Source organism: Bordetella genomosp. 9 (assembly GCF_002119725.1).
Taxonomy (GTDB): Bacteria; Pseudomonadota; Gammaproteobacteria; order Burkholderiales; family Burkholderiaceae_B; genus Bordetella_C.
Genome location: NZ_CP021109.1, coordinates 4092673 through 4117747 on the forward strand (window position 1 = coordinate 4092673; position 25075 = coordinate 4117747).

Genomic DNA, 25075 nt, shown 5'->3' on the forward strand with positions numbered 1-25075 from the left:
GAGCTCCCGGCCGGGGTGAACAGTTGAACAGGCTTTGCAGGTTGGGCCTGTAACGTTTTTCCCATGCTGTTTTTACCCTTCGGCCGCCGGCCTAGCAAGGGGCACTTACCCTGCGCCGCAGCAAAACCGAAGCGGCGTGACGCGGTGCCATAATGCCGGCCATGGACTTCGCTACCCGCATCGCCGACTGGCAGGCGCGCCATGGCCGGCACGATCTGCCCTGGCAGAACACCCGCGACCCCTACCGCATCTGGCTTTCGGAAGTGATGCTGCAACAGACCCAGGTCAGCACCGTCATTTCCTATTACCAGCGGTTTCTTGAACGCTTTCCCGATATTCATTCCCTTGCCGCTGCCGAAGAGGAAGCCGTCATGCCTTACTGGGCCGGCCTCGGGTACTACGCGCGCGCTCGCAATCTGCACCGCTGCGCCCGCCAGATCGTGGGCGACTGGGGCGGCCGCTTCCCGCCGGACGCGGCATCGATCGCCACGCTGCCCGGGATCGGCCGTTCGACGGCGGCCGCCATCGCGGCCTTCGCCTATGGCGAACGGTCGCCCATCATGGACGGCAATGTGAAGCGGGTCTTCGCGCGTCATTTCGGCGTGGAGGGCGACCCGGCGCGGCGCGACACCGAGCTCCGGCTGTGGGCACTGGCCGAAGCCCAGTTGCGCGACGGCGCCGGCCCGGGCGTCGACATGGGGGCCTACACGCAGGGATTGATGGACCTGGGCGCCACGGTGTGCACGCGCGGCAAGCCGCTATGCGGCGCCTGTCCGGTGCGCGAAACCTGCGTGGCGCAGCGCGACGGCCGCCAGGCGGAACTGCCGACGCCCCGGGCGCGCAAGGCAACGCCGGAGCGAAGCACGGCCATGCTGGTGGTGGAGCACGAGGGACGTGTACTGCTCGAACGCCGCCCTTCGCCCGGCATCTGGGGCGGATTGTGGAGCCTGCCGGAATTCGATGCCGCGCTGAGCGGCACGCAGGCCTGCGCGCAACTGGGCGTGGAAACGGCCAGGGTGTGGGCGCTCGCCGCGTTTTCCCACACGTTTACGCATTTTCGTCTGCACGTGAAGCCGTGGTACGCGATCGTGACGCAGCGCCCGGCCGAAGGCGACCGCCCCAGGCAGTGGCTGGCGCTTGCGGACGCCGCGCAGGCCGCCCTGCCCGCGCCGGTGCGCAAGCTGATCGAGGGGCTGTCAGCGCTTCGTGGTGCGATGGCGGTTGACGCTCATTAGCATCCCGCAGGCAATGCCCACCGTCAGCAGCGCCGTGCCGCCGTAGCTCATGAAGGGCAGCGGCACGCCGACCACCGGCAGAATGCCGGTAACCATGCCGATGTTCACGAACACGTAGATGAAGAACATCATGGTCAGCGAGCCGCACAACAGCCGGCCGAACTGCGTGCTGGCGCGCGTGGCGATGGTCAGGCCGCGGGCGATCAGCAGGCCATACAGCACCAGGATCAGCACCCCGCCGTACAGGCCGAATTCCTCGGCGTAGACGGCGAAGATGAAGTCCGTCGTCCGCTCCGGAATGAAGTCCAGGTGCGTCTGCGTGCCTTTCATATATCCCTTGCCGTACAGGCCGCCGGAACCCACCGCGATCATCGACTGGATGGTATGGAAACCCTTGCCAAGCGGATCCGAACTGGGATTCAGCAACGTGCAGACGCGGTGTTTCTGGTAATCATGCAGCACCACCCAATCGACGTCCGGCTGGCACAGCTGGTCCTCATAGGCGACCAGCGTGCCGATCGCGATGGTGCCGGCGACCACCACCGGAACGAGCAGCTTGAACGACAGACCCGCGAAATAGATCACGCAGAAGCCCGCGCCGAAAACCAGCAGGGCGGTGCCGAGGTCCGGCTGGCGGACGATCAGCAGGAAGGGCACGATCAGCAGCAGGCCCGCCACGAAAAAGTCCCGGATCCGCACCTGGCCTTCGTGCCGCTGGAAATACCAGGCCAGCATCAGCGGCAGCGCAATCTTCATCATCTCGGATGGCTGGATGCGCGTCACGCCCAGGTTCAGCCAACGGGTGGCGCCCTTGCTCGTTTCGCCGAACAGCTCCACCGCCAGCAGCAGCGCGACACCGAGCACATAAACCGGCGGGGCGAGTTTCATCAGCATCTTGGGCGGCAGCAGGGCCACGGCCCACATCGCAAAGAAAGCGATGATGAAGTTGCGCGACTGGTCGGCGAAACGCCAATCCGTGCTGCCGACGGCCGAGTGCATCACGGTCAGGCCCAGCGCCGTCAGCAGGATGAGGATGAACAGCAGCGGCCAGTCGAACGCCGTCACCACCCGCGACAGGAGCAAGAGCACGCGCTTCATCGCGTTGCTCCCGCGGCGGCGGTGCGCGTACCGGCGGGCGACGCGGGATCACGGGGCTGCACGGCGTCCGCGTTGCCCCTTGGCAGCGCCGGCCGCGTCGGGGGCGTCCTGGTCCCGCCCGCGACGGCCGCCCCGGACGCGGGCCGCTGTTCCGTGCCCGCGGTATTGGCCGCCGACAAGTCGGGCTGGCGGGGCGGCGTGTCCGAAGCCTGGCGCGCCAGCCAGTAGTCGAACACCTTGCGGGCGACGGGCGCCGCGGAGCTGGCTCCCCAGCCGGCGTTCTCGACAATCAAGGCCACGGCGATGCGCGGATGATCCACCGGCGCGAACCCCATGAACAGCGCATGATCGCGCAGACGCTCATCGATCGAGCTGGCGTGATAGCGCGCGCCCCGCAGGCTGTACACCTGCGCCGTGCCGGTCTTGCCTGCCGCCTGGTACGGCGCGCCGCGGAAGGCCTGGCGGGCCGTACCGACGCGCACCACATCGGCCATGGCGTTCTTCACCACATCGATATTGGCCTGATGCAGGGATATCTGGTGATCCGGCGAACTGGGCGTAGGCGAGAAGATGCCGGTGCGCGGATCCTCGACTTCATGAACCAGGTGCGGCTTGCGATACAGCCCGTTGTTCGACAGCGTGGCCGTCGCCTGCGCAAGCTGCAGGATGGTGAAGGCGTTATAGCCCTGCCCCACAGCCACCGACACCGATTCGCCGGCGTACCACCGCTGCTTTTCGCGGTCCTTGTAGGCGCTGCGTTTCCATGCGGTGGATGGCAGCACGCCGCGCTTCTCGCCGTCCAGATCGATGCCGGTGATCTGGCCGAAGCCGAACTGTTTGGTGAAATCGTGCAGGGCATCGACCCCGATCTCAGGGCCCAGCGAGAAGAAATACGTATCCGAAGACACAACCAGCGCCTTGTGCATGTCGGTGGGGCCGAACACGGCGCCGGCCGCATTGCGGAACTTCTGCCCGCCGAACTCGAAATAGCCCGGGTCGGGAATGCGGTCGGTGGCGCGGCGCTTGCCAAGCTCCAGCGCGGCCAACGCAACGAAGGGTTTGTAGGTTGAGCCGATGGGATAGGTGCCGTAAATGGGGCGGTTGATCAGCGGATGGTCGGGCGACTCGTTCAGCATGCGCCAGTTATCGACGTCGATGCCATCGACGAACAGGTTGGGGTCGAACGAGGGCTGCGACACGAAGGCCAGCACTTCACCCGTGTCGGGATCGAGCGCGACCAGGGCGCCGCGCTGGTCGCCGAACGCTTCCTCCGCGACCTTCTGCAGCCCGAGGTCGATGGATAGCTTGATGTCGGCGCCCGGTACGGGGTCGATGCGCCGCAGCGTGCGCACGGGGCGGCCGCCCGCCGTCACCTCGACTTCCTCCAGCCCGGTGCGGCCATGCAGTTGCGTTTCCCAGCTTTTCTCGATGCCCTTCTTGCCGATGACATCGGTGCCGCGATAGTTGCCGAGCTGGCCGGCGGCTTCCAGTTCCTCGATGTCGCCGTCCGAGATGCGGCCGATATAGCCGACGACATGGGCTGCCGCCTTGCCTTCCGGATACTCCCGCACCCAGCGCGCGCGCAGTTCCACGCCGGGAAACTGAAAGGCGTGCGCGGCGAACCAGGCGGCTTCCGTATCGTTCAGGTTGTCGCGCAGCGTCAGCGTCGCATAACGGCTGGACTCGGCGATGCGGCGCTTGAGTCTGCGCTGGTCCGCGGGGCTCAGGTAGACGACCGGGGTCAGCGCCTTGAACAGGTCATCGATATTGCCTACCTGGGCCGGCACGATCTCAAGCGTATAGGTGCGGTAGTTGCGCGCCAGGACGGCGCCGTTGCGATCCAGGATTTCGCCGCGGCGCGGCGGTATGGGCACTACGGTGATGCGGTTGCGGTCGGCGCGTTCGGACAGGCCTTCGTACCGGTCCACCTGCAGCAGCCAGAAGCGGCCGACCAGGATGCCGAAGCACAGCAGCGCGGCGATGCCGCCCACCCAGGCTCGCAGCCTGAAGCGTTGTTTCTGCTGGGCGCCGGTTTTTTTGAACTCGAACATGACCGGTGAAAGCAATCAGACCGATGCCGACTCGACGTCGTCCGCGCCCCGCGAGGGCAGATGCAGCACCCAACCGGCCAGCGGCCACATGGCGGCGGTGATCGCCACGCCCACTGCCCAGTCCCAACCGGTCCATCTCCCCGCAATCCATGCCTTGATCAGCACCACGACCACGCGTGCGCCGAAAAAGATCGGCAGCATATGCATGGCCTGGCTCCACAGGTCGAAACGCTGCAGGCGCCGATGCAGCACGATGGCGCCGTAGGCGACCAGCGTATAGAACAGCGCATTGCCGCCCAGCACGCCAGCGTCGTGCACATCCATCAACAGACCGAATATGAAGGCGGTCACCATGCCCATGCGGCGCGGCTCATGCACGCACCAGAAGGCGATGACCAGGATCAGGACGTCCGGGGCCTGCTCCCACAGCCGCCACGGCAGCAGGGACGCCAGCCAGACGAGCAGCACGGAACCCCACACCACGAAGGTGTGCGCGGGACGCGCGACGCGCTCGGGCTCCACGGTTCGACGCGGACGCACCACGCGCGGCGGTTCACTCCGGTTTATCGGGCTCACTGAGCTCGGCCTCCTGGCGGTTGAATTCGGCGCGCTTGACATCGACCTGTAGGACAAGGAAGTGCCGGTAGCGTTCCGGATGGGCCAGCGGTTCGCACACCGCGCGCGCGAAACCGGATGCGGTGTCGCGTTCGACCTTCTGCACTTTCGCCACGGGCAGACCGGCGGGGAACAAGCCGCCGACACCGCTGGTGACGATAGTATCGCCCTCTTTGATGTCGGCATTCGCCGCCAGATAGCGCACCTCCATCTTGCCGGGCTGATTGCCGCCGAAGGCGATCAGCCGCAGGCCGTTGCGCAGGATCTGCACCGGAATGGAAACCTGCTCATCCGTCACCAGTGCGGCTTCCGCCGTCATGGGGGTGACGCGGACGATCTGGCCCACGACCCCGCCTTCGTCGATGACGGGCATGCCGGGCGCCAGGCCCTGGCGGCTTCCCTTATTGAAAACCAGCCGTTGATTGAACGCGTTGGGCGGCTCGTAAAGCACTTCCACGACCACCGCCTGCTGCGACAGGGTGTCCGTGACGCCCAGGAGCCGGCGCAGCTGCGCGTTTTCGGCGGCCAGTTGCGCCGCATGCGTCGCCACCTGCGCCAGTTCGATGCGCTGGCGCTGCAGGGCTTCGTTTTCGGTGCGGACCAGATTGGCGGCGTTGAGCCATTCGCTGACCTGCTGCACCATATCGCGAGGCAGCATCACCGCGCGTTGAAAGGGATAGATGCCCACGGACACCGCCCGGCGGACGGGTTCGAGGACACGCCATTGGGAATCGCCCACCAGCAACGCCAGCGCCAGCACGACGAGAACCGCCAGCTTCGCCTCGGCGGGCAGGCCCTGTCGAAATAGCCGCGGTGTGGTGGCGTTAAGTTGAGGCATGGATACTCACGGGCAGCAGCCCGGTGCCAGGCCGCCCACCGAGGCCGCTTCCCGGAAACGGCCGCGGCCGGGGCGCGAAAATCAGTCGTTGATGAAAATGGCGCCCAGCTTTTCCAGGTGCTCCAACGCCTCGCCGCAGCCGCGCACCACGCAGGTCAGCGGATCGTCGGCCACCACCACGGGCAGGCCGGTTTCTTCCTGCAGCAGGCGGTCGAGATCGCGCAACAGCGCGCCGCCGCCGGTCAGGGCAATGCCCTTGTCGGTGATGTCCGCGCCCAGTTCGGGCGGCGTCTGTTCCAGCGCGATCTTCACGGCTGACACGATCTGGTTCAACGGATCGGTCAACGATTCCAGGATTTCGTTGGAGGAAACCGTGAAGCTGCGCGGCACGCCTTCGGCCAGGTTGCGGCCCTTCACTTCGATTTCGCGCACTTCCGATCCGGGGAAAGCCGAACCGATTTGCTTCTTGATGAGTTCGGCGGTGGGTTCGCCGATCAGCATGCCGTAATTGCGGCGGATATAGTTGACGATGGCCTCGTCGAACTTGTCTCCGCCGACGCGCACGGAACCCTTGTACACCATGCCGCCAAGGGAAATGACGGCCACTTCCGTCGTGCCGCCGCCGATGTCCACGACCATCGAGCCGCTGGCGTCCGATACCGCCAGGCCGGCGCCGATGGCCGCAGCCATCGGTTCTTCGATGAGGTAGACGTGCGACGCGCCCGCGCCCAGCGCCGATTCGCGGATGGCGCGGCGTTCGACCTGCGTGGAGCCGCAGGGAACGCAGACGATGATTCGCGGGCTGGGCGCCAGCATATTGCGCGGATGCACCATGCGGATGAACTGCTTGAGCATCTGCTCGGTGACGGTGAAGTCGGCGATGACGCCGTCCTTCATGGGGCGAATGGCTTCGATGTTGCCGGGCACGCGGCCCAGCATTTGCTTGGCTTCATGGCCGACGGCCTGGATGATTTTCTTGCCGTTCGGCCCGCCTTCGTGGCGGATCGCGACTACGGAGGGTTCATCCAGCACGATGCCTTTGCCGCGAACGTAGATCAGCGTATTGGCCGTGCCGAGGTCGATCGCCATATCGCTGGAAAAATAACTACGCAGGAATCCGAACATGGATATAGGCTCAGCTAGATCAGGAATTTGGGACGTGCACTGCGACCGGACGCTGTGCCAGAACGGCGCGCCTGCGGGTGCAGCGGATTAAACCGTGAATGATAACTTATAATTTCAGCGGAAATAGGCCGCAAATCCCGGCTATTCCAGGCTTTGTAACGGCTCGCGGCCTGCCATGTAACGGCACCGCCCACGCCTCCACATTTTTTACATTCCCATGGCGCTAAACGAAGAAGACGTGGCCCGCATTGCCCGGCTGGCCAGAATCGAGCTCACGCCCGAGCGACGCGCGCACGCGCTGCAGGAGCTCAACGGCATGCTCCATATCATCGAGCGGCTGCAGCAGGAAGACACGCAGGGCGTGGAGCCGATGGCGCATCCGCTGTCCGCGCACGAGGACGTGGCGCTGCGGCTGCGCGAGGACCGCGTGACGGAACCGGCGTCGGAAAGCGCGCGCGAGGCGCTGATGCGCAACGCGCCCGAAGCGGGCGAAGGCCTGTTCCTGGTCCCCAAGGTGTTGGAGTAGTCATGACCAAACCCGCCCTGCATACCGAATTCGGCGATATCGCCGCCCTGCGGGAGGCGCTGGACCGGCGCCAGGTCAGCGCCGTCGAGCTGGCCCGCAGCGCCCTGGACGCCGCCGACGCGGCCGCCAGCCTGAATGCGTTTTTGCATATCGATGCCGACCTGACCCTGGCCCAGGCGCGCGCCGCCGACGAAGCCATCGCCCAAGGCGCCGCCGGCCCGCTGACCGGCGTGCCTATCGCGCACAAAGACGCCTTCGTCACGCAAGGATGGCGCACGACCGCCGGCAGCCGCATGCTGGCCGGCTACGTCAGCCCATTCGACGCCACGGTGGTCGAGCGCCTGCAGCAGGCCGGCGCCGTCTCCATCGGCAAGCTGAATTGCGATGAATTCGCCATGGGTTCCGGCAACGAGAACTCGGCATTCGGCCCGGTCCGCAACCCCTGGGATCCGGCCGCCGTGCCCGGCGGCTCGTCCGGCGGTTCGGCCGCCGCAGTGGCCGCCCGCCTGGTCGCCGCCGCCACCGGCACGGACACGGGCGGCTCGGTGCGCCAGCCGGCCGCGCTGTGCGGCGTCACCGGCATCAAGCCCACCTACGGCACGGTTTCGCGCTTCGGCATCGTCGCCTTCGGTTCGAGCCTGGACCAGGCGGGCCCGCTGGCCGCCAGCAGCCGCGACGCACTGGCCCTGCTCGACGTCATGGCGGGCTTCGATCCGCGCGACGCCACCAGCGTGGAACGTTGCAGCGGCGTTGAAAACGCGCCGGGCCGGGTGCGCCGCGATTTCGACGCGGCCCAGCAGGCGTTCGACGCAAACGGCGGCAAGCCGCTGGCCGGCCTGCGCATCGGCGTACCGGCGGAATATTTCGGCGACGGCCTGGCGGACGACGTGCGCGCGGCCGTGGAAGCGGCCCTTGCCCAGTTCGAAGCCCTGGGCGCGCAACGCGTGGCGATTTCGCTGCCTCGCACCGAGCTCGCCATCCCCGCGTATTACGTGATCGCGCCGGCCGAGGCATCGAGCAACCTGGCGCGCTACGACGGCGTGCGCTACGGCCACCGGGCGGCCGAGTACAGCGACCTGACGGAAATGATCAGCCGGTCGCGCGCGGAAGGCTTCGGCGACGAAGTGCGCCGCCGCATCCTGATCGGCACCTACGTGCTTTCGCACGGTTACTACGACGCCTACTATCTGCAGGCCCAACGCCTGCGCCGGCTGATCGCGCAGGATTTCCAGCGTGCGCTGCAGGAGTGCGACGTAATCATGGGCCCGGTCGCACCGGGCGTGGCCAAGGACATCGGCGAGAACCGCGACGATCCCACCGCCGACTGGCTGGCCGACGTCTACACCCTGGGCGTGAGCCTGGCCGGCCTGCCTGCCATGTCGGTGCCCTGCGGTTTCGGCGCCGGCGCGCACAGCCGCCGCCCGGTCGGGCTGCAGATCATCGGCAATTACTTCGACGAGGGCCGCCTGCTGGCCGTGGCCGACCGCTATCAGCAGGTAACGGACTGGCACCAGCGTGTACCCGGTGGGATGGATAACTGATATGGATTGGGAAATCGTCATCGGGCTGGAAACGCATACCCAGCTCTCCACCGACTCGAAGATCTTTTCGGGCAGCAGCACGCGCTTCGGCGCGGCGCCGAACACACAGGCCAACCTGGTGGACCTGGCGCTGCCCGGCAGCCTGCCCGTCATGAACCGCGGCGCCGCGGAACGGGCCATCCGCTTTGGCCTCGCCGTGGGCGGGCAGATCGCGCCGCGCTCGGTTTTCGCGCGCAAAAATTACTTCTACCCGGACCTGCCCAAGGGCTACCAGATCAGCCAGTACGAATTGCCGGTGGTGAGCGGCGGTGCGATCTCTTTCTTCGTCGGCGAGACGGCGAAAACGGTGCGGCTGACGCGTGCCCACCTGGAAGAGGACGCGGGCAAGTCGCTGCACGAGGACTTCCATCTGGCCAACGGTTCGCCGGCCAGCGGCATCGACCTGAACCGCGCCGGCACACCGCTCCTGGAAATCGTCAGCGAGCCGGAGATGCGCTCCGCCGCCGAAGCGGTCGCGTATGCGCGTGCGTTGCATAGCCTGGTGGTGTGGCTGGGCATTTGCGACGGCAACATGCAGGAAGGTTCGTTCCGTTGCGACGCGAACGTGTCGGTGCGCCCTGTGGGGCAGAAGGAATTCGGCACACGCACGGAGATCAAGAACGTCAACTCCTTCCGTTTCCTCGAGCGCGCCATTCTGTTCGAAGCCCGCCGCCAGATCGAACTGATCGAGGACGGCGGCACGGTGGTCCAGGAAACGCGTCTGTACGACGCGGACCGCGACGAAACGCGCAGCATGCGCAGCAAGGAAGACGCGCACGATTACCGCTACTTCCCGGACCCCGATCTGCCGCCGCTGGTGATTTCGCGGGAATGGGTGGAAGAAGTGCGCGCCACCATGCCGGAACTGCCGGCCGACAAGCGGGCCCGCTTCGAAAGCGAATACGGCCTGCCCGCCTACGACGCGGCCCAGCTGACGATGAGCCGCGATATGGCGGACTACTTCGAAGCCGTCGCGCGGGCGTTGCCGGCCGGGCAGGCGAAGCAGGCGGCCAACTGGATCATGGGCGAACTGAGCGCCGCACTGAACCGGGCGGAGACCGACATTGCAGCCTCGCCGGTCAGCGCATCGGCCCTGGCCGCGCTGATTTCGCGCATCCTGGACGGCACAATCTCGAACAAGATCGCGCGCGAGGTGTTCGGCGCGATGTGGGAAGGCGAGCACGGCGGGCAGCCGGACGCCATCATCGAGGCTCGTGGGTTGAAGCAGATCAGCGATACGGGCGCGATCGGGGCGATGATCGACGAAGTGCTCGCCGCGAACCCTACGGTGGTCGACGAGTATCGGGCCGGGAAGCAGAAGGCGTTCAACTCGCTGGTGGGGCAGATCATGAAGGCCGCCAAAGGGAAGGCGAACCCCCAGCAGGTGAATGAGCTGTTGAAGCAGAAGCTCGGCTGACAGACTGCCGTTCGGTCGTCGATCGTCATCGTGCGGTCGTCATATTCGGCGGTTCGGCGGTGGAGTTCCTGGCCCGTCCGGCGGGGTTGGCCTTCGCCCCGGCCGGCCCGATCGCCCGGTCCGGCGCCCTGCGCGCCGGACACCACTTCGCTGACCTCGTCCGGCGGCCGCTGTCTTGCCGGTTTCTGCTTGATACCCGTGCGGCTCGCCTCCCTACGGTACCCGCTCGTTCGGGCTCAACGTGCCGGCCGGGGCGAAGGCCAACCCCGCCGGACTCCGGGATGTCTCAACCGCGGGCGTCTGGGGGCGAGTTGCGTTCTTGCGCTTCGTGGCCGATGCGGTGGGGGGAAGGAAGAGGTTGCGGGGCCCGCTGATTTCGTCCGCCCTGCGCGGACGAAATCAGCCTACGCATTGTGCTGCGGGGACGGGTGCTGTGTTGCGGGGATGGGTGCTGTGCTGCGGGGACGGGTGCTGTGTTGCGGGGATGGGTGCTGTGCTGCGGGGGCGGGTGCTGTGCTGCGGGGACGGGTGCTGTGCTGCGGGGGCGGGTGCTGTGCTGCGGGGACGGGTGCTGTGTTGCGTGCACGCCGGGCTCGGCCGGCGCGGTAATGGGGCGCTCGCCGCGCCCCGTGGCGCGGCGGGGCGGATCAGCGGGGCGGATGTCGATTCGTTGGGCTCCGGGATGTCTTGAACGCGGGCGTCTGGGTCGACTTGGTCTTGCGGCTCCTGGGCCGGCACCCGCCGCAAGCCACGGCGCGTAGGCGCATTGGGCCCGCGCAGGGCGGGCCCAATGCGCGGGCCCCGCACTATCTTCCAATTCCCATTGTCGGCGCCTACGAAGGCCAAGCACACCGCCCGCCCCAGACGCCCGTGATTGAGACATCCCGGAGTCCGGCGGGGTTGGCGTTCGCCTCGGCCGGCACGTTGAGCCCGAGCAAGCGGGCACCGTAGGGAGGCGAGCCGCACGGGTATCAAGCAGAAAACGGCAAGACAGCGGCCGCCGGACGAGGTCAGCGCAGCGGTGTCCGGCGCGCTGGGCGCCGGACCGGGGCGATCGGGCCGGCCGAGGCGAACGCCAACCCCGCCGGACGGGCCAGGAAAACAGCCCCCCGCCGACCAACCGCCCCCCCAATACCCCTCAAACCCCGTATTTCTGCCGATAAGCCAACACAGCCCCCCGGTGGTCGCCAAATTCCGGCGCATCCTCGAGCAAGGTCAGAATATCGGTCAGCGAAGCGATGCTGACGACGGGAATCCCGTAAGTACGGCTCACATCCTGAACCGCGGAGTGCGCGGACAGCGCATCATCGGGCCCCGCCCTTTCCATGCGGTCCATCGCGATCAGCACCGCGGCCGGCTCCGCGCCCGCGGCCCGGATGATGTCCACCGACTCGCGGACCGACGTGCCCGCCGTGATCACGTCATCGACGATCACCACCTTGCCTTTCAGCGGCGCGCCGACCAGCGTGCCGCCTTCGCCGTGGTCCTTCGCTTCCTTGCGGTTGTAGGCAAAGGGCACCGGCCGGCCGGCGCGGCGGGGATCCGAAGCCAGCGCCATCGCCACCGCCGTGGCCAGGGGAATCCCTTTGTACGCCGGGCCGAACAGCATATCGAACGACACGCCGGAATCCAGCAGCGCGCCTGCGTAGAAGCTGGCCAGGCGACCCATCGACGCGCCGTCGTTGAACAGCCCGGCATTGAAGAAGTATGGACTGACACGGCCCGACTTCACTTTGAAGCTGCCGAAGCGGAGCACGCCCTGCTCCAGGGCGAAGCGGACAAAATCGATGGAAGGAGCGGCAGAGGCGGTCATAGGAGGGTACGAAGAAAAACGATGGACGCAGGCAAACCGGAATTATGCCTGCACCGGCATCCCGCCGCCTGGCAAGGCGATTCCGCTGCATGCCCGGGCCTCAACGTCCCGGCTTGGGCGATAGCGTTCTCATGCAGAAGCGTCATTTCTAGTACGCTAGCGGCCGTCCGATCACTACCTGGGTCACGGCAACGCCGGCCCTCTACCCATCGCCCATGCTCCGCATCATCTCCGCCAATTTGAACGGCATCCGCTCCGCAGCCAACAAAGGCTTCTTTCCCTGGCTGGAACGCCAGAACGCCGACTTCGTCTGCCTGCAGGAACTCAAGGCCCAGGCCGCCGACATGACGCTGGAAATGCTCAACCCGCCCGGGCTGTACGGCTACTTCCATTACGCGGAGAAAAAGGGCTACAGCGGCGTCGGCGTCTACGCGCGCACGCAGCCGCTGCAGGTCATCGAAGGCCTGGGCGTGCCCGAGATCGATTGCGAAGGCCGCTATCTGGAACTGGTCTACGACCGCCATTCCATCATCTCGGTCTACCTGCCCTCCGGCTCCAGCGGCGAGCACCGGCAGACCGCCAAATTCGCTTTCATGGAGCATTTCTACACGCACCTGGCGACCCTGGTGAAATGCGGCCGGCAGGTCGTGCTGTGCGGCGACTGGAACATCGCCCACAACGAGATCGACCTGAAGAACTGGAAAGGCAATATGAAAAACAGCGGCTTCCTGCCGGAAGAGCGCGCCTGGCTCACCAAGGTCTTCAACGACCTGGGATGGACCGACGTCTACCGCCGCCTGCATCCCGATGCCACCGGGGAAGGCTACACCTGGTGGAGCAACCGGGGCCAGGCCTGGGCCAAGAACGTGGGCTGGCGCATCGACTACCAGATTGCCACGCCTGAACTCGCGGCCACCGCCCGGCGCGCGTCCATCTACAAGGACGAACGCTTCAGCGACCACGCGCCCCTGACGATCGACTACGAGACGACGCTGTAGTCCGGCGCCTTGGCCGGGGGCGCCTGCGATATGGCCCGAATGAAGTCGTCCGGCGTCATGGGGCGCCCAAGCAGGAAGCCCTGCAGGGAATCGCAGCCCACGCGGGTCAGGAATTCCTGCTGCTCGTGCGTCTCCACCCCTTCGGCCACGATCTGCAGATTCAGCGTCTGCCCCAGGGCCACGATGGCGGAAACGATTGCGGCATCCTCGGAATCCTGCTCCAGGTCGCGCACGAAGCCGCGATCGATCTTCAATTCCGTGGCGGGCAGCCGCTTCAGGTACAGCAGGCTGGAATAGCCCGTACCGAAGTCGTCGATGGAGATCTTTACGCCCATCTCGTGCAATTGCCGCAGCGTCGCCAGCGTGGCCTCCACATCCCGCATGGCGGTGGACTCCGTGATTTCCAGTGTCAGATTGCTGGCGTCCAGGCCATGCCGTTGCAGCGTGCCGCGCACCGTCTGCACCAGCCCCGGGTGATTGAACTGCTGCGAAGACAGGTTCACGGCAACCGACCAATCGCGGTAACCGGCGTCGCACCACGTCTTCATCTGCCGGCAGGCTTCGTTCAACACCCATTCGCCCATGGCCACGATCAGTCCGGTCTTCTCGGCCAGCGGAATGAATACGGACGGCTCCACCATCCCCCGCGTCGGATGGTTCCATCGCAAAAGCGCCTCGGCGCCCGTGATGGGCCCCGCCGGCGCCCGGAACTTGGGCTGGTAGCGCAAAGAAAGTTCATTGCGGGCCATGGCCTGCCGCAGGTCGCGCAGCAATTCCAGCTGCGTCTGGACGTCCTGGTTCATCGATGCTTCGAAGTAGCAGTACGTACTTCGACCCGAGGACTTGGCGTAGTACATCGCGGCATCGGCGTTGGCCAGCAGCTCGTGCTGGTCGCGTCCGTTGCCCGGATAGATGGCGATGCCCACGCTGGCCGAGACATGCAGCGGATGGCCTTCCATCTCGATCGCTTCCTCGGCAATCCTGACCAGCTTGGAAGCGATGGTCGCCGCATCGGCGGGATCTTCCACCTGAGTCACCAGCACGAACTCGTCTCCGCCCAGGCGCGCCACCGTATCCTGGGCCCGGACATTGGCGCGTATCCGCGCCGCGACTTCGACGAGCAGGCGGTCGCCGATGTGATGGCCATAAGCGTCGTTCACCGCCTTGAAACCGTCCAGGTCCATGAACATCACCGCGAAATACGAGCGTTCCCGGGTCGCCGTGTGGATCGCCTGCTGCAGGCGGTCCTCCAGCAGAAGGCGATTCGGCAGCTTCGTCAGATTGTCGTGCAACGCCAGGTAGGTGAGTTCTTCGTTTGCCTCGGCCAGCGACGTCGCCAGAACGGAGGTTCGGGCTTCCATCCGGACGTCCAGCACTGACGTGATCAGTGCGATGGCGATGACTGCCAGCGTGACGACGATAATGACGACGGCGAGCCAGCCGGGGTCCAGCCCTTCCCTGGCCGCCCCGCACACGCTGCCCAGCGCAAACTGCGCCGCGCCCATGCCCGTGTAGTGCATGCCGACGATAGCGCCGCCCATTACCACCGCCGCGCCCAGCCGCAAGAGCCGGGTGTTGGGCCCGTCGCGCCGCAGCGCGAAGGCGATCCACAGCGCTGCGCCGGAGGCCGCCACGGCAATGGCGACCGACAGAAGAAACAACGACGGCACGTATGTGATCTGCGGCGTCATGCGCATCGCCGCCATCCCGGTGTAGTGCATGCCCGCCACGCCGGCGCCCATCAGGGCAGCCCCCGCGGCCAGCCGCCGCCACGGCAAGGTTTCCTGGCAGACCAGCCACAGGGCGAAAGCGGACGACACGATGGCGATGAGCAACGATGCCGCCGTCAGGCCGAAGTCGTATCCGAGCGGAATGGGCAGGCTGAAGGCCAGCATGCCGACAAAGTGCATCGACCAGATACCGACCCCGATGGCAAGCGCTCCGCCGGCCAGCCACCATCGCGCCGCCGTCCCTTGCGCCGTCGCAACGCGGCCGGCCAGGTCCAGGGCGGTGTAGGAGGCCAGGACCGCCACGGCCAGGGAACATATCACCAGCGCGGTGTTGTAACTGCCCACGTACATGTCTTCATCCAAAAAGCGCGGCTGTCGGCGCCGCTGGCGGCAGCGCTATGCGGCTGGAGGCCGCCTTCAACGGCATATCGGCGCCGCGAACCCGAAACTTGCGCAACAGTAACACTTTGTCGCTACTTTGCCATGCGTCGAAGACATGCGCTCGGCATGCGTTCCCCTTGGGCGTCGGAGAACGGTAGGAAAGCGGGCGGAATACGAGCGCGTGCGCCGGCGGCGGGCCGGCGCACGCGCTTGAAAGCAGGGGAAAAACGGGCTTTACCGGACCTGCTGACGCACGACGAGGACGTCGCAGGGCGCCTTTTCGATAAGGGCATCGGCAACGCTGCCGATTGCCGTGCGGGTCAGGCCGGTCGACCCGTGCGACCCTGTCACCAGCAGTTCGGCATTGGTTTGATCCGCGTAATCCGTCAATACGCGCTCGGGAATGCCGGCGGCTACCTGGACGCGGGGCTTGTCGCGTCCATGCAGTTCGGGGGTGGCTTCCAGGAACTCGGCCGCCGCCTCTTCGGCGGTGCGCTGGAATCCTTTGGCCGTGATGTCGTCCTTGCGGTTCCCCGGCAGATCGAAGGCATGAAACAGCGTCAGGCCGGATACCGGGAGCAAGGCAAGCACCGCGCGCAGGGCATGGCGCGAGCCTTCCGAAAAATCGCTGGCGACCAGCGCGTTGCGATAAGGCCGGGGTGCGCGGCGCTTGACGACGAGAACCGGCTGGTGGGCCTCGCGCACAAGTTTTTCCACCGTGGTGCCCAGCAGGATACGGCCCAGCGTTTCATCGCGCGCCACGCCGGCTACGATCAGGCAGCAGCCGTTTTCGTCGGCGGCCTGGCGCAGGGCCCTGACGGGATCGCCGTTTTTCACCAGCACCCTGATTTGTACGTCCAGTCCTTCCAGGTCTCGCAGCAGGGTGCGCTGCGCCTGGGCTTCGCGCTCGGCAACGGGACGCGGGGGCGTCAACATCGCCCTGGCCTGGGACTCGACCACGTGAAGGGCGATGATGGAGGTTTTCAATTGACGCGCCAGCAGTACCGCCCGATCCAGCGCGCGGTCTCCGCGCGCGCTCAAGTCCGTGGCAAGCAGAATGGGTCCCGAAAAGGTGTGCATCGCTGTCTCCCGGTTGACTCCGGCTCGTGTCCCATCCTTTTATGCGCGCGCCGGGCGGCGCGCCGAAACCGCTAGGGCCTGCCAGCCCGCACCAGCATGACGTCGCTGGGCAAGGCCTGCAGCAGGCGCTCGGCGACGCTGCCCACCATCGCGCCCATGATGCCCTTCATCCCTCTCGCGCCTGCAACCACCAGATCGCACCGCGCCCGAAACACATATTCGGACAGCAGCGTTTCGGGCTCGCCGTACTGGACGACCCGCCGCGCCGGCACGCCCGCCGGCAGATCGTTCACATCGCCCAGGAAACGCCGCATCGCATCATCGAGCTCCCGCTGCAGCGCTTCGGGGGCCTGCGCCGCGTCGCCCGGCATACCGAGCACCGTCTCGCAGGCATGAAACAGCGTCAACGCGGTGTCAGGCAACAGCGACGCGGCCGCGCGCAACGCCTGTGCCGAATCAGCCGAAAAATCGGTTGCCACGATACCGCTCGGATACGGCCCGTGCGGCCGGTTTTTCACCACCAGTACGGGCAAGGCCAGTTGCCGGACCACCTTGCGGACGGTGGATCCCAACAGCAGCTTGCCGAGCGATTCGCTTCTGCCGACGCCCATCACGACCATCCTGCAGGACGAAGCCTGGGCCGTCTGCAAGATCTGTTCCGCGGCGTCACCGCTTTCCACGCGGATATCGCTTTGCACGCCCGCGTGCTGCAGGTCGAGCGCCAGCCGGTAGCGCGCCCAATCGCGATGGTCCTCGCTAAGCCGATGCCAGGACGGCGCGCCGCCGGCGGCGCCTGAGGCATTCGGCTCGAGAACGTGCAGTGCGACGAGCGGGACGCGCAGGGAGCGGGCCAGGACCACCGCGCGGTCCAGCGCCCGGTCGCCCTGGGCGCTGAGATCGGTGGCCAGAAGAATCGGCGCGGCGGGCGGATGCGGATTCGGCGTCGACATGGGCGGGTCTCCTGTGTGCCGTCCGCCCCATTATCGCCCCGGGCGCCGCGTTTATGCCTGGTCCAGCGCCTGGATCTCGCAGCGTCGCCAGTAAAGCAGCGCCAGCCCCGGCACACCGATCAATACCGTCGCCAGGAAGAAATGCGGCCAACCCAGATGTTCGACCAGCACGGGCGTCAACGGCCCGGCCAGATAGGTGCGGCCGACCGCCGACAACGCCGACAGCAGGGCGAACTGCGTCGCCGAAAACGCCTGGCGGCAAAGGGCCATCAGCAGCGCCACGAAAGCCGCCGTGCCCAACCCGCCGCACAGGTTTTCCAATCCCACCGCCACGGCCATCAGCGGCACGGCGCCCGGTTTGATCGCCACCGCCCAATAGCCAAGATTGGAAACGGCCTGCAGGACGCCGAACAGCATCAAGGCCCGGTACAGGCCCAGGCGCGCCATGATGGAGCCGCCCGCCAGCGCGCCCACGATGGTGGCCGCCAGCCCGAGTATCTTGTTGACCGTACCGACTTCGGTCGGCGAAAACCCGGCGCCGCGCAGCAGGAAGGTCGTGGACAGCGCCCCTGCAAAGGCGTCGCCCAGTTTGTAAAGCACGATCAGGATGAGCACAGTCCACGCGCCCGGCCGGCCGAAGAACTCGCGCAGCGGGTCCACCACGGCGTCCAGGAGCGATCGCGGCGGCGGCGCCGGCCGCTCCGGCTCGGGCGCCCAATAGGTGGCCAGGACGCCGATACCCATCAGGCCGCCCATCAGGACATAGGTATTGCCCCAGCCCAGCCAGGTGTCCGCCAGGATCAGCGCCAGGCCGCCGGAGACCAGCATGGCGATCCGGTAGCCCAGAACCTTCACGGCAGCGCCGGCGCCGCGCTCCTCTTTATGCAGGACGTCGGTGCTGTAGGCGTCGAAGGCGATGTCCTGGGTGGCGGATAGAAAAGCCACCGCCACCGCGAGCAGGGCCAACGGCAGAAGCGCGTTGGCGGGAGAAAGCGTCCCCATCACGGCGATCGACGCTGCCAGGGCGAGCTGGGTGGCGAGCATCCAGCCGCGGCGGCGTCCAAGCAAGGGGACGGCGTAGCGATCGACCAGCGGCGCCCACAGGAACTTCAAGGTGTATGCCGTGCCGACCAGAGTCAGGAAACCGATATCCTGCAGCGACACGCCGGCAACCGTGGCCCACGCCTGCAAAGTGCCGCTGGTCAGCGCCAGCGGCAACCCGCTGGAAAAACCCAGGGCCAGCATGGGCGCGACGCGCCGGCTCGAATAAAGATGGGCCGCGTATGAAATGCTTTATCTCCCGTTGGCGAGGCGGCCGGAACGGCGTCAGCCTCCGCTGAAGCGGTAGACCGCGAGGGTGCTGCGCCAGCCTGGCAGCCATCGCACCTCGCGATCGTCGTTGAAGGTCGCCCGCTGCAGAATTCGCAGCCCCAGCTTGGCGGCCAGCGCTTCGAAGTCGCGCAGCGTGCACAAATGTATGTTCGGCGTGTTGTACCACTCGTACGGCATTTGCCCGGTCACCGGCATGCGGCCACGCAGAATGGACCAGCCATGAGGCCAGTACCCGAAGTTGGGAAACGACACGACGCCATATCGGGCGACGCGCGTCATTTCACGCAGAATGTGCTCGGTGCGATGCATCGACTGCAGCGTCTGGGACAGCACCACGGTGTCGAACTGCCCGTCGTCGAACAGCGCAAGGCCGTCTTCCAGATTCTGTTGAATGACGTCCACGCCGCGCCGCACACAGGCGATCACGTAATGGTCGTCGATTTCTACGCCCGCGCCGCGGATCTGGCGTTCGTCCCGCAGCCACGCCAGCAGTTCCCCATCGCCGCAGCCCAGGTCCAGCACCCGGGAACCGGGTTCGATCCAGCTGGCGATACGCGCCAGATCCGTACGCAGCACGGTACGGCCATGGGCGGACTGCGCGGCGTTCATTCGGCCCCCTTGTGCTCGATGGCGCGCGGCGGCAGCCCCAACTCGTGCGCGATGCGGTCGTAGTAGGCGCGCACCACGGCGTGGTAGCGCGCATCGTCCAGCAGAAAGGCATCGTGGCCGTGCGGCGCGTCGATCTCCGCATAGGTCACGGGGCGCCCGTTTTTCAGGAGCGCGCGCACCATCTCGCGCGAGCGTTCCGGCGGAAAGCGCCAGTCCGTCGTGAAGGAAACCAGCAGGAATCCGGCGCGTGCGGCCGCCAGGGCCCGGGCAAGATCGCCGCCATGGGTGCGCGCCGGGTCGAAATAATCGAGCGCCCGCGTGATCAGCAGATAGGTGTTGGCATCGAAATACCGCGAGAACTTCTCGCCCTGATAGCGCAGATAGGACTCCACTTCGAATTCCACGTCGTACCCGTAGCGGTATTCGCCGTTGGCGCCCGGCGCGCGCTGATTGCGGCCGAATTTCTCGGCCATATCGTCCTGGGACAGATAGGTGATGTGGCCGATCATGCGCGCGACCGAAAGGCCGCGGCGCGGCACCGTTCCATGTGCGTAGTAATCCCCGCCGTGGAAATCGGGATCGGTGATGATGGCGCGCCGCGCCACCTCATTGAAGGCGATGTTCTGCGCAGACAGCCTGGGCGTACTGGCGATTACCACGCAATGCGCCACCCGATCCGGGCAGACCGTGGCCCAGCTGAGCGCCTGCATGCCGCCCAGCGAACCGCCCATGACGGCGGCGAACCGCTGGATGCCGAAATGATCGGCCACCCTCGCCTGGGCATGCACCCAGTCCTCCACCGTCAGCACGGGAAAGGCCGCGCCCCATGGTTTGCCGGTATCCGGGTTGATGCTCGCCGGCCCCGTGGAGCCGAAGCAGGATCCCAGGTTGTTGATGCCGATGACGAAGAACCGGTCCGTGTCCACGGGCTTGCCGGGTCCGACCATGTTGTCCCACCAGCCGATGTCCTGAGGGTCGTCGGCCGCCACGCCGGCGACGTGATGCGATGCATTCAAGGCATGGCAGACCAGCACCGCGTTGCTGCGCTCGGCGTTGAGCGTGCCGTAGGTTTCGACCGCCAGCTCGTAGGTGGCCAGCGATTGTCCGCTTGCCAGCGGCAAAGGGTCGGTGAACTTCAGAAAAACCGGCGCCACCACGCCTACGGAGCGGCCGGCGGGGGCATTTGCCGCATGGCGGGCGTCTCCGCCAGGGGATGGCGCGGCCGCACGGTCTTGCGAAGGCGAAGCCGATGGCGAGGCGGACGGGGGGAAAACGGAGGACGCGCCGGACTGGGCGTTGGATTGCGCGTCGACAGCCGCGCGCGCGGATTGCTCGATGGTTGCAGTCATGCAGACCTCTTTAGCTGGATTTATCAGGCGCCCGCAAGCGGATCAGGCAAATCGGCGCCAAACGAATGAACGGCAGATTCTAGCACCCGCGGCCGGCATGGCCCGCGGGACCAGCCGGCCAGCGTACCGGATCGCGGCCGCAATCCCTGACCGCATCGGCGCTTCACCACCCCGGCGCGCCCCCGCACCATGACCGCTTCTGCATTTGTTCCGCTATTGCGCCGCCGCCGAGGCCGCGATCCATCCCATGCCAGAAAAGAAGTTGTCAGAACGCGAGGCCGCTTGCCTGCAATGGGCCGCCGCCGGCAAGACAAGCCGTGAAACGGCCATGATTCTGGGCGTCACCGAGCGGACGGTGAACTTTCATCTGCAGAACGCCTGCCGGAAGCTGCGCGCGCGCAACCGGCGCGCGGCTGTCGCGACCGCACTGGCCCGCGGCCTGCTCGTGGCCTGCGGCGCCGGATCCTGAACGGACGCGGCCGGGGACCGGACACCCGCCTCTAGGGCGCGTTGAAACGCAGGGAATGGACGAATTCCCGCGCGGGCTCGGCCGGCAGCCCCTGCTCCGAGCCGGTGGCGACGACCTCCACGAGCAGGCCTTGCCTGACCCAGACCCGGCCCAGGGCCCACACGGAATGCCCGCCCGCCTTCCCATGGATTTCGATGTCCTGACCATCGCCCGGCAGGGGCTCTGGCGGCTGCACGCCCAGGTTCTGGTGCAGCGACCGTATCAGCGCCGCGGCCAGCCTGCGCTGGCCCGCGGCATCGGCCGCCAGCGCAGGCGGCAGCGGCGCATATCCCACCGCAAACACCGCGTCCCCGGCGCGCGCCGATGTCAGCGAAAACCGCAAGGACTGGTTTTCCAGCGCGATTTCGCGGGTATCGGTCTGCACCCGCGCGGGAAACGTTGCAGTGGCGGCGCCATCGGCAATCGCGACCTCTCGCCAGTTGTAGGTGGGCGTGCATGCGGCCAGCAGGAGCGCGCACGCCCATGCCGTCCAACGCCGGCGGCCGGCAGGACGGCGGCATGGCGCGGGCCCGGCCGCGGCGGCGCCGTTCAGGGTGGGCCCTGGCGGACCGCTTGCGGCGCCTGCTTGCATGGCTTCACGCCTGTGGCACATCGGCTGTCAACCCTCCTGTCGCAACGGCGGTATAACGGTGTTGGCTCATTGTCGCCCATGCCCGACCGGGCTGGCGGCATGGCGTCCTTCCGGCGCCGACGGCGATTATCCTCTGCCGTCGCGGGTTACTCGGGGCGTGCCCAGGCGCAGCCCGTAAAATCAGCTTCCATTCACCCTGACCATAAGAAGCCTCCGTGACCGATATCGACGCCCGCCGCCTCGCCCGCCTGGACGCAAACCGGGAATTGCTCGCTCGCACCCTGCGCGGCATCGAAAAAGAAGGCCTGCGTGTCGATGCCGGCGGCCATCTGGCGAGCACGCCGCATCCGGCCGCGCTGGGATCCGCGCTGACGCACGAACGCATTACCACCGACTATTCCGAAGCGCTGCTGGAACTGATCACCGGCACGCACGACAACGTCGCCGGCCTGATCGGCGAACTCGAAGACGTCCATCGCTTCGTTTACGCCAACCTGGATGGCGAACTCATCTGGAACCAGTCCATGCCCGCCGCCTTGCCGGACGAAGCGGACATCCCCATCGCGTGGTACGGCACGTCGAACACGGGCATGCTCAAGCACGTTTACCGCCGAGGGCTGGCGTACCGGTACGGCAAGACGATGCAATGCATTGCGGGCGTGCACTACAACTTTTCCCTGGATGACCGGATCTGGCCGCTGCTCGAGCTGCCCGGCGGCAACGACCAGGACCGGCGGTCCGCGGGCTATATCGCGCTCATCCGCAATTTCACCCGCTATTCGTGGCTGCTGATGTACCTGTTCGGCGCCGCGCCGGCCCTGTCCAAGGATTTCCTGCGCGGCCGGTCGCATCCGCTGCAGACGCTGGACGCCGACACGCTTTACCTGCCGTATGCGACCAGCCTGCGCATGGGAGACCTGGGGTACCAGAACAAGGCGCAATCGCAACTGAAGCCCTGCTACAACGATTTGTCCACCTTTCTGCAGCGCCTGCATGCCGCCGTGACGATGCCGTGGCCTGCCTACGAGGCGATCGGCACGCACCGCGACGGCCAATGGGTGCAGTTGAACACCAATATCCTGCAGATCGAAAACGAGTACTACTCGAGCATCCGGCCCAAGCGCGCCACCGGGCGATGCGAGCGCCCTATCACCGCCTTGGCCGAGCGCGGCGTGCAGTATGTGGAAGTGCGCTGCCTGGACATCGACCCCTTCCAGCCGGTGGGAATCGCAGCCGAAACCAGCCGCTTCGTCGATGCCTTCCTGCTTTTCTGCGCCGCCAGCGATAGCCCCTTTTTCGACGAGCAGGGTTTCTGCAGCCGCAGCGCCGACAACTTCAGCCGGGTGGTGAACGAGGGCCGCAAGCCCGGACTGGAGCTGGCGCGCGATGGCAAGGCCATCGCGCTGCGGGTCTGGGGCAAGGAGCTGCTCGACCGTATCCTCCCCTATGCCGAAGTCCTGGACGCGGCATATGGCGGGCAGGCATATCGTCAGGCCGTCGCGGCCCAGGCCGTCAAGCTCGATGAGACCGACGCGACGCCGTCGGCGCGCCTGCTCGAAGATCTGCGGCGCACCGGCGCGTCGTTTCTGCAATACACCCTGGAACAGAGCCGCCGCCACGCGGAAGCCCTTCGCGCCACGCCCCTGCCGGCCGACAAAACGGCCGCGTACAACGCGATGGCGCGCGACTCGCTGCAAGCGCAGGCCGCCATCGAAGCCAGCGACACCGTGGATTTCGATACCTATGTCTTGCGGTATCACCAGGCCTTGAAGGCGCCGGACGCCGCTCCGACGTAGCAGTCCGCCAAGAGCCGGTTGTTGAGCTTTGCGCGGGGGCCGCAGCTCCCCGCCCGCGAATCCGGCTTTGCCAGCGTCCCGCCGGCAGCGCTCCTCATCCGAATGGACGGATTCGGGTTAGTCCCGACGTTCAGACAATTGTCAACACTGCCCCGGCGGCGTGTAATTCCCCAACACCCAAGCGGCCGCTCAGGCCAACGGCGCGAAAGCGCCAGGGCCTGGGCGGCCGACCTTCCGTGAACCGGCGCGGTCCCGCGGCGCACGGTTTCGCCAGGTTGGAATGTGGCATCCAAAAATCGATGGTTCTCATGCAGCCTTCAGGAGACACGTGCCATGCAACCGCAAACAGGTTCACGACGTAAATTTCTATCGGGCGCCGCCGCCGGCGCCGCGGCACTGGGCTTTCCCGCCGTCGCGCCCGCCCAGACACCGATCACCCTGCGCTTCCAGAGCACGTGGCCGTCCAAGGACATCTTTCACGAGTTCGCAATGGATTACGCCCGCAAGGTCAACGACATGGCGGGCGGCCAGCTGCGCATCGAGGTCCTGCCGGCCGGCGCGGTGGTCAAAGCCTTCGATCTGCTGGACGCCGTCTCCGCCGGCACGCTCGACGGCGGCCACGGGGTAGTGGCTTACTGGTACGGAAAGAACACCGCGGTCGCGCTATGGGGGTCCGGGCCGTCGTTCGGCATGGACGCCAATATGGTGCTCGCCTGGCATGAATACGGCGGGGGCAAGGAACTCCTGGAAGAGATCCAGAAAGCCATGGGCGTGAACGTGGTGTCGCTGATGTACGGGCCGATGCCGACGCAACCCTTCGGATGGTTCAAGCGGCCCATCACCAAAGCCGAGGAAATGAAGGGCGTGAAGTTCCGCACCGTCGGCCTGGCCATCGACATGTACAGCGCGATGGGCGCGGCGGTGAATGCGCTGCCGGGCGGCGAGATCGTACCGGCGCTGGACCGCGGCCTGCTCGACGGCGCCGAGTTCAACAACGCGTCCTCGGATCTGGCCCTGGGCTTTGCCGACGTGTCGAAGATCTGCATGCTCCAAAGCTTTCACCAGAGCGCCGAGCAATTCGAAGTGCTGTTCAACAAGGATCGATACAACAGCCTGCCCGATCATCTGAAGCACCTGCTGCGCTATGCCGCGCAGGCAGCCAGCGCCGACATGTCGTGGAAGGCCTGCCAGCGCTATTCGCAGGACTACGTGACGCTGCAGAACGAGCGCAAGGTGAAGTTCTACAAAACGCCCGATTCGATCCTGCAGCTGCAGTTGAAGATCTGGGACGAGATGATCGAGCGCCGCTCCGCCGAAAATCCCTTGTTCAAAAAGGTGCTGGATTCCCAGCGCGCCTTCGCGCAACGCGTCGGCAAGTGGTATGGCGATACGCAGGTGAACTACCGCATGGCCTACAACCATTACTTCGCCGCAACGTCCAAATCGTGATGC

Annotated in this window: 21 protein-coding genes and 1 riboswitch; of the genes, 8 read left to right on the top strand and 13 right to left on the bottom strand. The window is 66.5% G+C overall.

Annotated features, from left to right (window positions below):
• Positions 1-152: 152 nt before the first annotated feature.
• Positions 153-1235 carry an A/G-specific adenine glycosylase gene (gene mutY, locus CAL13_RS18790; protein ID WP_198297866.1) on the top strand — a complete coding sequence of 361 codons (1083 nt, stop codon included), beginning with the start codon at positions 153-155 and terminating at the stop codon, positions 1233-1235.
• Here mutY and rodA read toward each other — a convergent pair.
• From rodA to CAL13_RS18815, 5 genes are all read right to left on the bottom strand, one after another.
• A complete protein-coding gene (gene rodA / locus CAL13_RS18795; RefSeq protein WP_086058729.1) occupies positions 1197-2333 on the bottom strand; it encodes a rod shape-determining protein RodA in 1137 nt (378 codons plus the stop codon). The two genes, mutY and rodA, sit on opposite strands and share 39 nt — an antisense overlap.
• Positions 2330-4384 carry a penicillin-binding protein 2 gene (mrdA, locus tag CAL13_RS18800; RefSeq protein ID WP_232467701.1) on the bottom strand — a complete coding sequence of 685 codons (2055 nt, stop codon included), beginning with the start codon at positions 4382-4384 and terminating at the stop codon, positions 2330-2332. The genes rodA and mrdA overlap by 4 nt, the downstream gene beginning before the upstream one ends.
• 15 nt (positions 4385-4399) lie before the next feature.
• Positions 4400-4864 (bottom strand): rod shape-determining protein MreD, encoded by a 465-nt coding sequence (gene mreD / locus CAL13_RS18805; RefSeq protein ID WP_420042463.1) that lies wholly within the window; start codon positions 4862-4864, stop codon positions 4400-4402.
• Between the two features lie 73 nt (positions 4865-4937).
• Positions 4938-5837: a rod shape-determining protein MreC gene (mreC, locus tag CAL13_RS18810; RefSeq protein ID WP_086058732.1), complete on the bottom strand. Its 900-nt coding sequence runs from the start codon at positions 5835-5837 to the stop codon at positions 4938-4940.
• Positions 5838-5918: 81 nt separating this feature from the next.
• The gene (locus CAL13_RS18815) at positions 5919-6962 is read right to left on the bottom strand and encodes a rod shape-determining protein (RefSeq protein ID WP_057653883.1); all 1044 of its coding nucleotides are present in this window, start codon (positions 6960-6962) and stop codon (positions 5919-5921) included.
• A 217-nt stretch (positions 6963-7179) separates the two neighbouring features.
• Between CAL13_RS18815 and gatC the strand changes: the two genes are divergently transcribed.
• Genes gatC through gatB form a run of 3 tightly spaced genes read left to right on the top strand, consistent with a single transcriptional unit; the run spans position 7180 to position 10485 of the window.
• Positions 7180-7488 carry an Asp-tRNA(Asn)/Glu-tRNA(Gln) amidotransferase subunit GatC gene (gatC, locus tag CAL13_RS18820; RefSeq protein ID WP_086058733.1) on the top strand — a complete coding sequence of 103 codons (309 nt, stop codon included), beginning with the start codon at positions 7180-7182 and terminating at the stop codon, positions 7486-7488.
• A 2-nt stretch (positions 7489-7490) separates the two neighbouring features.
• A complete protein-coding gene (gene gatA / locus CAL13_RS18825) occupies positions 7491-9029 on the top strand; it encodes an Asp-tRNA(Asn)/Glu-tRNA(Gln) amidotransferase subunit GatA (protein ID WP_086073210.1) in 1539 nt (512 codons plus the stop codon).
• Between the two features lies 1 nt (position 9030).
• Positions 9031-10485, top strand: a complete 1455-nt coding sequence (gene gatB / locus CAL13_RS18830) for an Asp-tRNA(Asn)/Glu-tRNA(Gln) amidotransferase subunit GatB (protein WP_086073211.1) — start codon at positions 9031-9033, stop codon at positions 10483-10485.
• Between the two features lie 1138 nt (positions 10486-11623).
• On the opposite strand, the gene pyrE is transcribed toward gatB, so the two are convergent.
• Positions 11624-12298: an orotate phosphoribosyltransferase gene (gene pyrE, locus CAL13_RS18835; RefSeq protein ID WP_086073212.1), complete on the bottom strand. Its 675-nt coding sequence runs from the start codon at positions 12296-12298 to the stop codon at positions 11624-11626.
• A gap of 215 nt (positions 12299-12513) precedes the next feature.
• Here pyrE and CAL13_RS18840 point away from each other — a divergent pair, with 215 nt between their 5' ends.
• Entirely contained in the window at positions 12514-13296 is a 783-nt protein-coding gene (locus tag CAL13_RS18840; protein WP_086058737.1) for an exodeoxyribonuclease III, read from the top strand.
• Here the strand turns inward: CAL13_RS18840 and CAL13_RS18845 are convergent.
• From CAL13_RS18845 to metX, 6 genes are all read right to left on the bottom strand, one after another.
• Entirely contained in the window at positions 13278-15377 is a 2100-nt protein-coding gene (locus CAL13_RS18845; RefSeq protein WP_086073213.1) for a putative bifunctional diguanylate cyclase/phosphodiesterase, read from the bottom strand. The genes CAL13_RS18840 and CAL13_RS18845 overlap by 19 nt on opposite strands.
• Positions 15378-15641: 264 nt before the next feature.
• Positions 15642-16487 (bottom strand): universal stress protein, encoded by an 846-nt coding sequence (locus CAL13_RS18850; RefSeq protein WP_086073214.1) that lies wholly within the window; start codon positions 16485-16487, stop codon positions 15642-15644.
• A 71-nt stretch (positions 16488-16558) separates the two neighbouring features.
• Positions 16559-17437 (bottom strand): universal stress protein, encoded by an 879-nt coding sequence (locus tag CAL13_RS18855; protein ID WP_086073215.1) that lies wholly within the window; start codon positions 17435-17437, stop codon positions 16559-16561.
• 51 nt (positions 17438-17488) lie between these two features.
• Entirely contained in the window at positions 17489-18682 is a 1194-nt protein-coding gene (locus CAL13_RS18860) for a muropeptide transporter (RefSeq protein ID WP_086073216.1), read from the bottom strand.
• 81 nt (positions 18683-18763) lie between these two features.
• On the bottom strand, positions 18764-19378 hold the full coding sequence (gene metW / locus CAL13_RS18865) for a methionine biosynthesis protein MetW (RefSeq protein ID WP_086058742.1): 615 nt from the start codon (positions 19376-19378) through the stop codon (positions 18764-18766).
• Positions 19375-20727 carry a homoserine O-succinyltransferase MetX gene (gene metX / locus CAL13_RS18870; RefSeq protein ID WP_232467702.1) on the bottom strand — a complete coding sequence of 451 codons (1353 nt, stop codon included), beginning with the start codon at positions 20725-20727 and terminating at the stop codon, positions 19375-19377. Before metX ends, metW begins: the two co-directional genes overlap by 4 nt.
• Positions 20717-20795, bottom strand: a riboswitch (SAM riboswitch). Its footprint overlaps the gene before it by 11 nt.
• 179 nt (positions 20796-20974) lie before the next feature.
• Between metX and CAL13_RS18875 the strand changes: the two genes are divergently transcribed.
• Positions 20975-21196, top strand: a complete 222-nt coding sequence (locus CAL13_RS18875) for a LuxR C-terminal-related transcriptional regulator (RefSeq protein WP_086059603.1) — start codon at positions 20975-20977, stop codon at positions 21194-21196.
• A 31-nt stretch (positions 21197-21227) separates the two neighbouring features.
• Here CAL13_RS18875 and CAL13_RS18880 read toward each other — a convergent pair whose 3' ends face one another.
• Entirely contained in the window at positions 21228-21827 is a 600-nt protein-coding gene (locus tag CAL13_RS18880) for a hypothetical protein (protein ID WP_232467703.1), read from the bottom strand.
• Positions 21828-22042: 215 nt separating this feature from the next.
• On the opposite strand from CAL13_RS18880, the gene gshA reads away from it, so the two are divergent.
• Positions 22043-23623, top strand: a complete 1581-nt coding sequence (gene gshA / locus CAL13_RS18885) for a glutamate--cysteine ligase (protein ID WP_086073217.1) — start codon at positions 22043-22045, stop codon at positions 23621-23623.
• A gap of 333 nt (positions 23624-23956) precedes the next feature.
• Complete coding sequence (locus CAL13_RS18890; RefSeq protein WP_086073218.1) at positions 23957-25072, top strand: TRAP transporter substrate-binding protein; 1116 nt, start codon at positions 23957-23959, stop codon at positions 25070-25072.
• Positions 25073-25075 lie beyond the last annotated feature (3 nt).